The sequence below is a fragment of the Roseibium salinum genome (assembly GCF_026240905.1).
GTDB classification, from domain to species: Bacteria; Pseudomonadota; Alphaproteobacteria; order Rhizobiales; family Stappiaceae; genus Roseibium; species Roseibium salinum.
In genome coordinates, this window is sequence record NZ_JAPEVI010000003.1 from 2,941,740 (window position 1) to 2,954,577 (window position 12,838).

Sequence of the window (12,838 nt, forward strand, 5' to 3'; positions counted from 1 at the left end):
CCCGTTTTGGAACAGGTCCGTTGACCGTACCCAGGCCGCGCACATCGCGGCCTCAGGTATAATATCGCGTCCCTCTTGGCATTTTCAAGACAAGCCTCGGGTCTGCCCCCCGGTTCCTGAAGGAAACCGCCGTTTTACTTCCCCGAGCCTTGCCGCAACTCGGTCGAGGACGTCCGGTCGAGCGGGGTATGAAGGAAGGTCCATACGGGCGCTTCCATGTCGGCCAGCAGCGCCGCATCCTGCTCGTCAAGCCTGTATTTTTCATAGGCTTTTGCCATGGGAGCGGAGAGGACGGACAGAGAGGCTCCGGGCCGGTCGACGATGGCGATCGGCACCGATTGCACGATTGCGCGCCAGTCCTGCCAGCGGTGAAAGCTGCCCAGATTATCTGCCCCCATGACCCAGACGAGATCGCAGCTGCGGCCGCATGGCGCGCAGCGCCATGACCGTCCTGGCGGTATAGGGCGTGCCCAGGACCGCTTCATAGGCGGTCACCTTCATGCGCGGATGATCGGCCATGCTGGCGGTCATGCGCAGCCGCGTTTCCAGCGGCGCCAGGTCCGAATGGCTCTTCAGCGGATTGCCGGGCGTGACGAACCACCACACCTGATCGAGCCCCGCCCGTTTCAGGACGGTGGAGGCGACGAGCCGGTGCCCGGAATGCGGCGGGTTGAAGGATCCGCCGAAGATGCCGATACGGTTGCCCGGCTCGGCATGCGGCAGTTTCAGCCAGTCGTCATGAAGCCCTGATCCGGAATCAAGCCGGTTCATGGCCGCGTCTGGCCCGTCCCGTGAACCTTGTACTTGAAGCTGGTCAGCTGCTCGACACCGACCGGGCCGCGGGCATGCATGCGTCCGGTGGCGATGCCGATTTCCGCGCCCATGCCGAATTCGCCGCCATCGGCAAACTGCGTGGAGGCATTGTGCAGGACGATGGCCGAATCGACTTCCCGCTGGAAACGGTCCGCGGCGGCCTGATCTTCGGTCAGGATACAGTCCGTGTGGTTGGAGCCGTAGGTGGCGATGTGGTCCATCGCCGCGTCCAGGTCCTCGACCACCTTCACCGAAAGGATCTTGTCGAGATACTCGCTCGACCAGTCGTCCTCGCTGGCCGGCACGATGTTTTCGCAGATGTCGCGCACTCGGTCGTCGCCGCGGATCTCGCAGCCCCGGTCCTGCAACGCCTTCACGATGACCGGCAAATGGCTGTGGGCGACGTCTTCATGCACCAGCAACGTTTCCAGCGCCCCGCAGATGCCCGTGCGGCGAAGCTTGGAATTGACGATCACATCCACCGCGTTTTCCAGCTCGGCCGCCTTGTCGACGAAGATATGCACGATGCCTTCCAGGTGGGCGAAGACCGGCACGCGCGCCTCGCTCTGGACCCGTTCCACCAGGCTGCGGCCGCCGCGCGGGACGATCACATCCAGGTTGCCGTCAAGGCCGCGCAGCATGGCGCCGACCGCCGCCCGGTCGGTGACCGGCACGATCTGGATGGCATCTTCCGGCAGGCCCGCGGCGGCGAGCCCCTGTTGCAGGGCCGCGTGGATCGCCTTGTTGGAATGAATCGTATCGGAACCGCCGCGCAGGATCACCGCATTGCCCGCCTTCAGGCACAGCGCGCCCGCATCCGCCGTCACGTTCGGGCGGCTTTCATAGATGACGCCGATCACCCCGAGCGGCGTGCGCACGCGTTCGATCTTCAGCCCGTTCGGCCGCTTCCAGGCGGCGATGACGCTGCCGACCGGATCGTCCAGAGCCTTGATGTCTTCCAGCGCCTTCGCAATAGCCTCGATCCGCTGTTCATCGAGCGTGCCGCGGTCGAGGAAAGCGGCCGTCTGGCCGCCCGCCTTCATGGCCTCGATATCGAGCCTGTTTCCGGCCAGGATCTCGGGCGTTGCCGCCCGCACGGCCAGGGCCATCTCGCTGAGCGCCGCGTTCTTCTGCTCCGCTGGGGCGGTGGCAAGGATCCGTCCGGCAGCCCGGGCGCGCTGCCCGATCCCTGCCATCAACTCCTCGGTGGTCTTTGCCTCCACAACGTCCAGCATACTCACAAACTCCCGTTTCACGGCCGGTCGGCCGCCGTTCCCGCAGCGTTTTAGCGCGTTCCGTTCAAAAAGCCATCCTCCAGGACCAGATCGTCCCGGTGGATCATTTCCGCGCGGCCCGGATAGCCGACGATCGCCTCGATCTCGCGGCTGTTGCGCCCGGCGATCAACTGTGCCTCGTCGGCGTCATAGGCGATCAGGCCACGGCCGATGATGCGTCCTGCCGGGCTGAGCAGGATGACCGCATCGCCGCGGGTAAACGTGCCGCGGATGGAGGTCACCCCGGCGGGCAGCAGGCTCTTGCCGGACTGCATCGCCTTGACCGCTCCGTCGTCCAGCGTGATTTCGCCGCGCGGCTCCAGATGGCCGCCGATCCAGGCCTTGCGGGCGCTTGCCGGCGTCGCCAGGGCCGGGAACCACGTGCCCCTTGCCCCTTCGTCGAGCCGCTTCAGCGGATTGAGCTCCTTGCCCGAGGTGATGACCATGGAGGTGCCGGCGGCCATCGCGATCTTGCCGGCATCGATCTTGGTCTTCATGCCGCCACGGGAAAGCTCCGAGCCGGCGCTTCCGGCCATCGCCTCGATTTCGGGCGTGATCCTCGGAACCTCCGGCAGGAACACCGCATCCGGATTGGTTTGCGGGGGCGCCGTATAGAGGCCGTCGATGTCGGAGAGCAGCACAAGGCAGTCGGCGCTCGCCATCGTCGCCACCCTTGCGGCCAGGCGGTCATTGTCGCCATAACGGATCTCGGACGTGGCAACGGAATCGTTCTCGTTGATGATCGGCACGGCGCCCAGCTTCAACAGGGTGCCGATGGTCGCCCGCGCGTTGAGATAACGGCGGCGCTCCTCCGTATCGCCCAGGGTCAGCAGGATCTGGCCGGCTTTCCTGCCATGGGCGCTCAGGGCATCGGCATAGGCCTGCGCCAGGGCAATCTGCCCGGCGGCCGCGGCCGCCTGGCTCTCCTCCAGTTTCAGCGGTCCCCTGTGCAGGCCGAGAATGCCGCGGCCGAGGGCAATCGAACCGGAGGAGACGATCAGCACCTCGGCCCCGGCCTGCGACAGCGTGACGATATCGGCGATCACGGCATCCAGCCAGGCGCGTTTCAACTCTCCCTGCTCCACCAGCAGGGCCGACCCGATCTTGACGACGATCCGGCTGAAGCCCTTCAGGCTTCGGGACGAGGACGAGGCGGACATCAGGGGTGCCATCCCTCCTCACCGGGCGAAGGCACCTGGTTGGCCGCATCTTCCTTGTCCCTGTCGATGGCGCGCATGATCATGCGCAGCGCCCGGTCGACATTGAGCCCGCTGGCGGACGACAGGATCAACGGCTTGTGGCGGCAGGCTGCTTCCAGACTGGCCGATTTTTCCGCAATCAGCTCGTCCGTCAGCGCATCGCATTTGGACAGCGCCACGATTTCCGGCTTGTCGATGAGGCCGGCGCCATAGGCTTCCAGTTCCCTGCGCACGACATTGTAGGACTCGCCCGGATCTTCCAGGCCGGAGCCGTCGACCAGATGCAGGAGAACGCGGGTGCGCTCCACATGGCCGAGGAACCGGTCGCCGAGGCCGGTACCTTCATGCGCACCTTCGATCAGCCCCGGAATATCGGCGATGGCAAAGCTGCGGCCGTCGATCTCGACAATGCCGAGGTTGGGATGAAGGGTGGTGAACGGATAGTCCGCGATCTTGGGCTTGGCCGCCGACACCGTTGCCAGGAAGGTGGACTTGCCCGCATTGGGCAGGCCGACCAGGCCGGCATCGGCGATCAGCTTCAGCCGCAGCCAGATCCATTTCTCCTCGCCTTCAAGGCCCGGGTTCGCCCGGCGCGGCGCCTGGTTGACCGAGGACTTGAAATGCGCGTTGCCGAAGCCGCCATTGCCGCCCTTCAGGAGCACGACGCGCTGGCCGATCTCGGTGAAGTCGGCAATCAGCGTCTCGTTGTCTTCCTCGAAGATCTGGGTTCCGACGGGCACCTTCAGCACCACGTTATCGCCATGGGCACCGGTCCGGTTGCGGCCCATGCCGTGAATACCGGTTCCGGCCTTGAAATGCTGCTTGTAGCGGTAGTCGATCAGTGTGTTGAGACCGTCGACACATTCGACGATCACGTCACCGCCCCGGCCGCCGTCGCCGCCGTCCGGCCCGCCGTATTCGATGTATTTTTCCCGCCGGAACGACACACTGCCCGCCCCGCCGTTGCCGGAGCGCACGTAAATCTTGGCCTGATCGAGGAATTTCATTGTTCTTCTCTTATTGTCCTGCTGTCAGGCCTTTTTGAGGTGAAAGGCCGTTCAGAAAATCCGTACGTGTCAGTTCCGTTCGAATGGCGGGCACCGTGCCGCCACGCGACACGCTTGCGCAACCCACTTCGCCGATCACACGAAACCCGAGCTTTTCCGCCACTTTGAGGGAAGCGGGATTTTCCGTCATCGCTTCACACACGATCCGTTCGTGGCCCGTGTTGCCGAACAGCCAGGCGACCGCTGCACCAGCCGCTTCGCTGATAAACCCCTTGCCCCAATAGGGCCGCCCCAGCCAATAGCCGATCTTCGGGGTCTCCTGCAACTCTTTGAAGCTGAGGCCGCCAACCATTTCGCCGTCACGGTCGACATGGAAGCTCAGCTCTTCGGCCCCGACCGGATCGGACCAGTTTGCCATGGCGCTGGTGATAAATCGCCTGCCAAGCTCAATGTCATAGGGATAAGGCACGCGCGACAGCATCCTGGCAACTTCGTAGTCGCCCAGCAATTCAGCGCAGCGCTCCAGGTCCTGCGGGCGGGGCCGGCGAAGCGCCAGGCGCTGCGTTCTGATTTCAACATCGCTCATCACCATGCTCCGCTTGCTGACAGAAACCTGTCCCGGTGCAATCTGACCCGGGTGCCGGGAAGCTTTTCGCCATGCGCCCTGATCGGAAGCAGGTAAGGTTTTTCGTCGCCAAACCCGAGTTTTTTCAAAACCTTCAGAGAAGCCGGGTTCTCATTGAGCGCCCCGCTCATGATGGTGGTTGCCGGCGTGGTTTCGAACAGCCAGCCGAGCGCCGCGCGCCCGGCCTCCGTTGCAAAGCCCCGCCCCCAGTAGTCCTTGCCGAGCCAATACCCGAATTCCGGTTCGTCGACGGGACGCCCGACGGACATGACGCCGATCAGCCCGTCGCCATTGTCGATGGCAAAAGCCCGCTCGCCGTTTTCGACCTTGGCGGCATTAAGGCCATACCACGCCTTCGCATCGCTCAGGGAATAGGGATGAGGCACCAGGGACAGCATTTTTGCAACGTCGTATTCCCCGATGAGCCGGGTCACCACCGGCAGGTCGTCGGGCACGACCGGGCGCAAGACAAGGCGTCCGGTCGGGATTTCAGGAAGCATCACGCCACCTCCCTGCGTGCCTCGAAATCGGACCGATCGAGCCGGACCACCACGTTGGTCACCCTGCGGTCGAGCGCCTTGGCGAAGCGTTCCGTCATGGCGTAGGGCTTGAAGCCCTTCTTGCGAAGCAGCGCGCGCGAGCGGGTGTTTTCCTCAAAGGCGCGGGCGGCGATCGCGCCGGTGCCGTAGGCCTCGAACGCCCACTCCAGCACCGCGTCCACGGCCTCGCTGGCATAGCCGTGGCCCTGGAAGGCCCGGCCGATCCAGTAGCCGATCGTCGGCAGGTCGGGCAGGTCCTTGAGGTCGCCCGGCGCTTCCACGGCCACGACGCCGATGAAGACGCCGCCGAGCGTCACCGCATACACCGCCTCGGTTTTCATGGGATCCGCCGCGATGAGATGGTCGACATAGTCTTCCGCCTCCCCCTCCACATAGGGCCAGGATGCGCCGGTAAGCCAGCGTACGATCTGGAAATCACGGCCGCCGAGATCGGCGATCGCCGCAGCGTCGTTTGCTTCCAGCGGCCGCAGGATCAGGCGCCGCGTCTTCAGCTCCGGTAATGTCATCATCGTCCCTGCCCCCAGCCTTTCAGCGACTTCCAGACGGCGCGCTCCAGCGTGTAGCGCTCGATCGGCACCGACCCGCCGGCGCCGACGGACCGGATCATTCCCTGATCCCGGTACTGGAAGCCGGACTTGATCAGAACCCGGCGCGAGGCGGGATTGGTCACCCTGCACGAGCCCTGAAGCTCCTGGATATCGTTGTAGGTGAAGGCATGATCGACCAGCGAATGCACTGCCTCCGTCGCAAGACCCTGGCCCCAGAAGGGTTCGCCCAGCCAGTAGCCGACATGGACGGGGCCGCCCGGTTCCACATTTGCATAGCGAGCTATGCCGATGAGCCGTCCGGTGCTTTTCATCCGGATCGCGAACAGGGCGAAGTTGGGACGCGGGACCCCGGCCTTGGTGATCAGCGCGCGGCCATCCTGCACGGTAAAGGGATAGGGCATGGTGGCGAGGTTTGCCGCCACGGTCTTGTTGTTGGCCAGAAACACCAGATCGGTGAGATCGTCCGCTCGCGGCCTGTCGAGCCGCACGCGAACCGCTTCCTGCGGCAATGGGGCCGCGGCCAAACTGCTTTCGTCTAATAAACCATCGCTTTCAACAACCATCTTTTCCTCCAGCAAAACAAATCAAGGGGGAGATGGCGCCCCATCTCCCCCTCGTTTCTTTGACTGGCCGGATTGCTGACCTGTCTCGAATTGCCGGGGTCTGACGGGACGCCGGCGTTTCGAAACTTCACGTCGGCTTTACTCCGCTGCTTCCGCTACCGGGAGCACGTTAATGTAGGTTCGCTTGTTGGCTTTCGCCTGGAACACTACCTTGCCTTCCACGGTCGCAAAAATGGTATGGTCCTTGCCCATGCCCACGCCTGTGCCCGGGTGCCACTGTGTGCCACGCTGACGTGCAATGATGTTGCCCGGAATCACGGCTTCGCCACCGTATTTCTTGATGCCGAGACGGCGGCCGGCTGAGTCGCGGCCGTTGCGGGATGAGCCGCCTGCCTTTTTATGTGCCATCGTTAGAACTCCTCGTTCTTCGAATTCTCTCTAACAGTCCTGGAGCGGCGGCTTACTTGCCGGCCAGTTCCTTGGCCTGTTCAACCCAGTTGTCGCGCTCGAAACGGCCCTTCAGGGAGAGCTCTTCCTCAACGCGGTCGACGTCTTCTGCAGTCATCGCTGCAATCTGCGCAAAGGTGGTGATGCCGGCTTCATTCAGCTTCTTGGCAATCGCCGGGCCCAGGCCGTTCAGCTTCTTCAGGTCGTCTCCGCCCTCTGAAGCTTCTGCGGCGGCCGGAGCCGCTTCCTTCACTTCGTCGGCCTTCGGCGCTGCCTTTTTCGGCGCAGCCTTCTTGGCCGGTTTTGCGCCACCGGTCAGGATATCGGTCACCTTGAGGAGGGTGAAGGACTGACGATGGCCGTTGCGGCGGCGGGAATTCTGACGCCGGCGCTTCTTGAAAATGATGATCTTGCGGTTACGGCCCTGTTCGACCACTTCCGCAACAACACTGGCACCTTCCACGAGCGGGGCGCCAACCGTGGTGTCCGTACCGTTGCCGACCATGAGCACTTCATCGAAAGTCACGGAGCTGCCGGCTTCGGCGTCGAGTTTTTCGACCTTCAGGAGGTCGTCAGCGGCAACAGTATACTGCTTGCCACCGGTCTTGATCACTGCGAACATGTCGCGCACGTCCTTCTTTTCGTTTTTTGAACTTACCGGCGCGGTGCTATCTTGCACTCTCTTCCGGCAGCTTTGGATCGAACCGAGGCGCCCGTCCCTCCAGGCTTTAATGCCCGGTTGACAAGTCTTTATGTCGGGTTGCTCAGGAAGCTTAAAAAGCCCGGCAGGCCTTGAACGACAAACAATTCTCGAAAAAGCGAACCTTTTCAAGCCCGCGCAATATAGTCGGCTTGCCCCCGATGTCAAACGGAAAGTCGCGCGGATCTGCGATTCATTTCCTGCCATGCGCGCGCTGTTTCTCCCGCTCCCCGCCCGGGTGGAAAGGCGATCGGCCCGCCCGGAAAAATCCCGTGGTGAAGAATTCATTTCCGGGCTTGCGAGGCGCGCGGAGCTTGTCTATGTTCCGCGCCACTTGAGACCCGTTTATCGCAAGTACCGCGGAGAGGTGCCGGAGTGGTCGAACGGGGCGGTCTCGAAAACCGTTGAGCGCGCAAGCGTTCCGAGGGTTCGAATCCCTCTCTCTCCGCCATTTTCCCAAAATCTGCCTGCCGCGACGTACTTGCGATTTATTGCCTTCCGCAGACGCAACGCTGGATGACCCAACTCTCACGAGAATCCAGTTCCAGACTGAAGTGCACCTTTGTCCGGGCGCCATCAAATCTGCTGCTCTGTCAAAGCGAATTCGCTGACTGACGTCATTGGACAATTTTCGCCTAAATTGATGGATTTTCCTGTTGTTTACTCCCATGCAGGGGTTGCAAGTAGGAATAGCAACAGTACCTTTGAAAGACTGGAATCTGGGGTAGGGATCGTGTTGGCAGGCTTGTCCTGGGCACTCGAATTCCGATGCAGCATCGACGTCCGTACAATCGTGCTGGCGAGTGATGCGCCGATAGGACCGAAGGGTACCTCGGCAGAGTTCAGCGAGGATCCGTCCAGAATGACCGTTATAGCCGATGCTTTCTCCTTTCGTGGGGCCTGTTGGGCGGCTGGTCGCTTTAATTCTTCGGGCGGGGCCAGGGTGCGTGGCCGGGCGGCCTTGCCTTCGCCCTCGAAAAGGGTACCGATAGGAAGGAAGGCAAGAATGTTTGAGACATGCAAAAACGTGCCAACTCGGCACGCCTCGGGCGGGGTCTTGAATTTCGGGATCGCGTCAGAATTTCTCTGGCGGTAGGGATCGTGTTGGCAGGCTTGTCCTGGGCACTCGAATTCCGATGCAGCATCGACGTCCGTACAATCGTGCTGGCGAGTGATGCGCCGATAGGACCGAAGGGTACCTCGGCAGAGTTCAGCGCAGCGGTCGGACGGGTATAGCGACCAACAGGACCCACAAGATCACATGCCACCGTCAAAGCGCATTTACTCAAAGGCTTTTGAAGACACTACCCGGCAACCTGCGCTGCGACGCGCATGGAACAAAGTCCATGCGAACGGAATTGAATCTCGGTCGGAGACAACAAAAACTGAGATCGTTGAATTCCAAAAGACTGCCGATAAAGCCATCCGCAAAATCCAGCGTGAGATTCGGAATGGCTCGTTTGTATTCGAGAAGTCGGTCGGAAAGAAGGTCCCTAAAGGGTCCAGCGGAGATTTCCGTCCTATCGTCGTCGCGCCTATCGAAACTAGAATTCTTCAGCGTGCGGTACTCGATCAACTTCTGAAGCAGGCCTCGTTAAAGCCCTATATCGTCACGCCCTATAGTTTCGGTGGGATCACCAAGCAGACTGACGACGGAATCGCTGCTGTTCCTTTAGCTATTTCCAAAATTCTCGACGCCAAGAAGAACGGTTTGAACTACGTCCGATGCGCTGACATTTCGGCATTCTTTACGAAAATTCGCAAATCGACCGTCCGAGGAATTATTTCCAACGAGATACAAGCCTTGGATTTCATGAATCTTTTTGATAACTGCGTGGCTGTTGAGTTGGAAAATTCCGCACAATTGGGCGCAGATGCTATCCGATTTCCGAGAGAGGACCTAGGTGTCGCACAAGGAAGTGCACTATCACCGCTCTTAGGAAACATTCTCCTTCACGGATTCGATCAGGCTATGAATGAAGGTGACTGCGCCTGCTTCCGTTACATCGACGACATAATAATTCTGGCTCCTTCAGAGAGAGCAGCGAATGCGCGCTTCCGAAAAGCCGAAGGCTTGCTTTCCGATTTGCAGCTAGAGTTTTCGGCGCAAAAATCTTGTGGAGGAGTTCAAACTTTCGAGTCTGGATTCGAATTTCTAGGCATCGAAATTGTAAACGGCCTAATCCGACCCAACGGAAAGGCGGTGGGAAAACTCAAACAAAAGATCTTCGATATTCTCGACGCATCCAAAAATGAGTTTTCACGCGATGCGTCCAAACCCTTCCGCAGCAAATTTGCGATGATCCCTACTCTGAGCCGTGTATCGGGCACCCTGAATGGGTGGGCCAAACACTATCGCTTCTGCAATGATCAAAAGTTGTTTCAGTCGCTCGATCAGGACGTGGAATCCAAAGTTACCAAGTATCTTCAATCCTACGCTGCTTCCGTGAGGAAGAACCCGGAAGCCAAGCGAGATTTTCTTGGCATTACCTCATTGAATGATATCGACTGGAATCCCTTCTCTTGGCCCAAGCAATACCCAAGTCCGGACGAGCAGAACCAGTCCTCATCTAACTTTTAATCCAGAAAAGTACGATCATGGTGCAGCAGGCGGTACCGCCGATCCTGAGCGAGCGCAGCGTTTCGGCGGAACACAATCCCGCCCCGCCCCCCCAACATCACGCCAGAAACACCCACCGCCCAATCGTCGCCGCGACGGCGAACGTGATCAGGATCGCGACGACGTCCAGGATGGCGCCCGCCCGCAGCATGTCCTTTGAGGTCACCGCGCCGGAGCCGTAGACGATGGCGTTGGGCGGTGTTGCCACCGGCAGCATGAACCCCAGCGAGGCGGCGAGCACGACCGGCAGGGCCAGTTCGAGCGGACCGGCGCCCATGCCGATGGCGGCCGATGCGGCGACCGGCAGGAAGACCGCCGCCATGGCGGTGTTGGAGGCCAGTTCCCCGAGATAGACGATCACCACCATGACGGTGAGTACCAGGAGGCTTGCCGGCAGGACCGCGAGGACGGAGAGCGCGGTGCCGATCCAGTCCGAAAGGCCCGAGGAACCGATGGCGCCGGCCAGCGCCAGGCCGCCGCCGAAGAGGATCAGCACATCCCATCTGAGGGTCTTCAGGTCGTCCCAGCCCAGAAGATGCGTGCCCCTGGACCAGTCGTCCGGCAGCACGAACAGGGCAAGAGCGCCGGTCATGGCGATGCCGGCATCGCTGAGCGGCAGGCCGGGGAACAGATCTCCAAGAAGCGGACGCGTCAGCCAGAGAAGGGCGACGACGGTCATGACGCCGGCCACCGTCCATTCCTGCCGGATCATGGGCGGCAACGCGCCAAGGTCGGAGCCTTGCGGAGCCTCGCTTACCGGGGGCAGGGTCGACGGTACCTTGAAGGCAACCCGGCTTAGGATCAGAAAGGTAACCGGGAGCAGCACGAGCACCGCCGGAACACCTACCAGCATCCAGGCAGCAAAGCCGATGGTGATGCCGTAGCTTTCCTGAAGGAACCCGGCAAAGAGCGCATTGGGCGGCGTTCCGATCAGCGTTCCCATGCCGCCGATCGTCGCCGAATAGGCAACGGCCAGCATCAGGGCCGGCGCGAAATTCCGCGCGATGCCGTACCGGTCGTCCCGGTCGGCCTGGATCAGGGACGCGACCACCGACTGGGCGATGGGCAGCATCACCATGGCGGTCGCGGTGTTGCTCACCCACATGCTCAGGAAAGCGGTGATCGCCATTATTCCGGCAAGAATCGCCAGCGGATTGCCGCCGGCTCTCTTGAGCACTTTCACGGCCAGGCGGCGGTGCAGTTGCCAGCGCTCCAGCCCCCTGGCGAGAATGAAGCCGCCGAGAAACAGGAAGATCAGCGGGTTGGCATAGGAGCCGGCAGTGTCCTCGAAACTTTCGATGCCGAGCAGCGGAAACAGCACCAGCGGCACGAGCGCGGTCGCCGCCAGGGGCACCGCTTCGCTCATCCACCAGATGGCCATGAGGATGCCGACGGCAGCCGTTGCCCACCCGGCCTGCGACAGGCCTTCGGGCGCCGGCAGCGCCAACATCGCTACCGCCAGAAGCGCCCCGCCGACAAGGCCGAAGCGCCGGGCGCGCGCACCCGCTGCCGATTCGGAAGTCTGCTGCACCATCCTGTTCAAGCCGTCCCTTCCCGCTCTCCCGCGTCTCATCGGCGGCGATTGTGACGGCATATGCCGGCCGCCGCCTTGATCATCCGCAATTAGGAGGTTTCAAACCGGTCGGCATGGCCAGGAGCGACGGGCCGTTGCGAGATGTCCGTGCGATTGACATGCAATAAAACTATTGCATAATTGAAGCATGGACGATGAACAGCTCGACCGGGTTTTCAAGGCACTGGCCGATCCGACCCGCCGCAGGATCATAGACCGGCTGCGCGAGCGGCCCGATCAATCGCTGTTCCAGATCTGCGTGCTCTCGGCTTCCGAGGACGGCAAGGCCCTGTCCCGCCAGGCGATCACGCAGCATCTCTACATGCTCGAAAAAGCCGGGCTGGTTCATGTGTCCTGGTCCGGCCGGACGAAACTCCATTCGCTCGACCTCGCTCCGTTGCACGAAGCAATGGACATCTGGCTTGGCAATCACGTTTCGCAAGGAAAACGACCATGAGAATTTACGTCACCAGCGTTTTCGTGGACGATCAGCAAAAGGCCCTGGATTTCTATACGAATACCCTCGGCTTCACGCTGAAACACGACGTGCCGGCGGGCGAGGCCCGATGGCTGACCGTCGTGTCGTCGGAAGACCCGAATGGCACCGAACTGCTGCTCGAACCCGGCGGCCACCCGGCCGTGAAACCCTACAAGGACGCCCTCGCCGCAGACGGTATTCCCGCCACTTCGTTCCAGGTCGACGATCTCGACGCCGAGCATAAAAGGCTGTCCGGCCTCGGCGTCCGGTTCACCCTGGATCCGGTCGACGCCGGCCCCGTCCGCATGGCGGTCTTCGATGACACCTGCGGGAACCTGATCCAGATTATCGAGATGAAGGGGGAGTAAAAGGCGCGATCGGATGCCGTCTTTCGGCTTGCAGTGTCCGAGCATCCTGCCCGCAGCGCCACC

Annotated in this window: 13 protein-coding genes, 1 tRNA gene and 1 pseudogene; 4 read left to right on the forward strand and 11 right to left on the reverse strand. The window is 61.6% G+C overall.

The genetic code is table 11. The features are described 5' to 3' along the window. Positions 1–134: 134 nt before the first annotated feature. The 10 genes and pseudogenes from ON753_RS18180 to ON753_RS18225 all read right to left on the reverse strand — a co-directional run bounded on the left by ON753_RS18180 (position 135) and on the right by ON753_RS18225 (position 7,658). Positions 135–771: pseudogene (locus ON753_RS18180) on the reverse strand (nicotinate-nucleotide adenylyltransferase). Next, entirely contained in the window at positions 768–2,048 is a 1,281-nt protein-coding gene (locus tag ON753_RS18185; RefSeq protein ID WP_265964160.1) for a glutamate-5-semialdehyde dehydrogenase, read from the reverse strand. The pseudogene ON753_RS18180 and the gene ON753_RS18185 overlap by 4 nt, the downstream one beginning before the upstream one ends. A gap of 50 nt (positions 2,049–2,098) precedes the next feature. Then, the gene (gene proB, locus ON753_RS18190; RefSeq protein ID WP_265964162.1) at positions 2,099–3,259 is read right to left on the reverse strand and encodes a glutamate 5-kinase; all 1,161 of its coding nucleotides are present in this window, start codon (positions 3,257–3,259) and stop codon (positions 2,099–2,101) included. After that, complete coding sequence (gene obgE, locus ON753_RS18195; protein ID WP_265964164.1) at positions 3,247–4,293, reverse strand: GTPase ObgE; 1,047 nt, start codon at positions 4,291–4,293, stop codon at positions 3,247–3,249. The genes proB and obgE overlap by 13 nt, the downstream gene beginning before the upstream one ends. Positions 4,294–4,303: 10 nt before the next feature. After that, a complete protein-coding gene (locus ON753_RS18200; RefSeq protein WP_265964166.1) occupies positions 4,304–4,879 on the reverse strand; it encodes a GNAT family N-acetyltransferase in 576 nt (191 codons plus the stop codon). Next, positions 4,879–5,418: a GNAT family N-acetyltransferase gene (locus ON753_RS18205; RefSeq protein WP_265964167.1), complete on the reverse strand. Its 540-nt coding sequence runs from the start codon at positions 5,416–5,418 to the stop codon at positions 4,879–4,881. The genes ON753_RS18200 and ON753_RS18205 overlap by 1 nt, the downstream gene beginning before the upstream one ends. Then, a complete protein-coding gene (locus ON753_RS18210) occupies positions 5,418–5,987 on the reverse strand; it encodes a GNAT family N-acetyltransferase (RefSeq protein WP_265964168.1) in 570 nt (189 codons plus the stop codon). The genes ON753_RS18205 and ON753_RS18210 overlap by 1 nt, the downstream gene beginning before the upstream one ends. Continuing rightward, positions 5,984–6,589 (reverse strand): GNAT family N-acetyltransferase, encoded by a 606-nt coding sequence (locus ON753_RS18215; RefSeq protein ID WP_265964170.1) that lies wholly within the window; start codon positions 6,587–6,589, stop codon positions 5,984–5,986. Before ON753_RS18215 ends, ON753_RS18210 begins: the two co-directional genes overlap by 4 nt. Positions 6,590–6,727: 138 nt before the next feature. Beyond that, positions 6,728–6,997 carry a 50S ribosomal protein L27 gene (gene rpmA / locus ON753_RS18220; protein ID WP_265964171.1) on the reverse strand — a complete coding sequence of 90 codons (270 nt, stop codon included), beginning with the start codon at positions 6,995–6,997 and terminating at the stop codon, positions 6,728–6,730. 52 nt (positions 6,998–7,049) lie between these two features. Continuing rightward, positions 7,050–7,658, reverse strand: a complete 609-nt coding sequence (locus tag ON753_RS18225) for a 50S ribosomal protein L21 (RefSeq protein WP_265967197.1) — start codon at positions 7,656–7,658, stop codon at positions 7,050–7,052. A gap of 439 nt (positions 7,659–8,097) precedes the next feature. Here ON753_RS18225 and ON753_RS18230 point away from each other — a divergent pair. Next, positions 8,098–8,187: transfer RNA gene (locus ON753_RS18230), tRNA-Ser, on the forward strand. Positions 8,188–8,997: 810 nt separating this feature from the next. Then, positions 8,998–10,317 (forward strand): reverse transcriptase domain-containing protein, encoded by a 1,320-nt coding sequence (locus ON753_RS18235; protein WP_265964172.1) that lies wholly within the window; start codon positions 8,998–9,000, stop codon positions 10,315–10,317. A gap of 97 nt (positions 10,318–10,414) precedes the next feature. Here the strand turns inward: ON753_RS18235 and ON753_RS18240 are convergent, their stop codons facing one another. Continuing rightward, a complete protein-coding gene (locus tag ON753_RS18240; RefSeq protein ID WP_265967198.1) occupies positions 10,415–11,890 on the reverse strand; it encodes an SLC13 family permease in 1,476 nt (491 codons plus the stop codon). Positions 11,891–12,077: 187 nt separating this feature from the next. Between ON753_RS18240 and ON753_RS18245 the strand changes: the two genes are divergently transcribed. Further along, entirely contained in the window at positions 12,078–12,386 is a 309-nt protein-coding gene (locus ON753_RS18245) for an ArsR/SmtB family transcription factor (protein WP_265964174.1), read from the forward strand. Next, a complete protein-coding gene (locus ON753_RS18250) occupies positions 12,383–12,775 on the forward strand; it encodes a VOC family protein (protein ID WP_265964176.1) in 393 nt (130 codons plus the stop codon). The genes ON753_RS18245 and ON753_RS18250 overlap by 4 nt, the downstream gene beginning before the upstream one ends. Positions 12,776–12,838: the final 63 nt, after the last annotated feature.

Bases quoted from the DNA above. Each gene is read 5' to 3' on its own strand.
- ON753_RS18185 (WP_265964160.1), bottom strand. From the start codon at position 2,048: ATGCTGGACGTTGTGGAGGCAAAGACCACCGAGGAGTTGATGGCAGGG.
- proB (WP_265964162.1), bottom strand. From the start codon at position 3,259: ATGGCACCCCTGATGTCCGCCTCGTCCTCGTCCCGAAGCCTGAAGGGC.
- obgE (WP_265964164.1), bottom strand. From the start codon at position 4,293: ATGAAATTCCTCGATCAGGCCAAGATTTACGTGCGCTCCGGCAACGGC.
- ON753_RS18200 (WP_265964166.1), bottom strand. From the start codon at position 4,879: ATGAGCGATGTTGAAATCAGAACGCAGCGCCTGGCGCTTCGCCGGCCC.
- ON753_RS18205 (WP_265964167.1), bottom strand. From the start codon at position 5,418: ATGCTTCCTGAAATCCCGACCGGACGCCTTGTCTTGCGCCCGGTCGTG.
- ON753_RS18210 (WP_265964168.1), bottom strand. From the start codon at position 5,987: ATGATGACATTACCGGAGCTGAAGACGCGGCGCCTGATCCTGCGGCCG.
- ON753_RS18215 (WP_265964170.1), bottom strand. From the start codon at position 6,589: ATGGTTGTTGAAAGCGATGGTTTATTAGACGAAAGCAGTTTGGCCGCG.
- rpmA (WP_265964171.1), bottom strand. From the start codon at position 6,997: ATGGCACATAAAAAGGCAGGCGGCTCATCCCGCAACGGCCGCGACTCA.
- ON753_RS18225 (WP_265967197.1), bottom strand. From the start codon at position 7,658: ATGTTCGCAGTGATCAAGACCGGTGGCAAGCAGTATACTGTTGCCGCT.
- ON753_RS18235 (WP_265964172.1), top strand. From the start codon at position 8,998: ATGCCACCGTCAAAGCGCATTTACTCAAAGGCTTTTGAAGACACTACC.
- ON753_RS18240 (WP_265967198.1), bottom strand. From the start codon at position 11,890: ATGGTGCAGCAGACTTCCGAATCGGCAGCGGGTGCGCGCGCCCGGCGC.
- ON753_RS18245 (WP_265964174.1), top strand. From the start codon at position 12,078: ATGGACGATGAACAGCTCGACCGGGTTTTCAAGGCACTGGCCGATCCG.
- ON753_RS18250 (WP_265964176.1), top strand. From the start codon at position 12,383: ATGAGAATTTACGTCACCAGCGTTTTCGTGGACGATCAGCAAAAGGCC.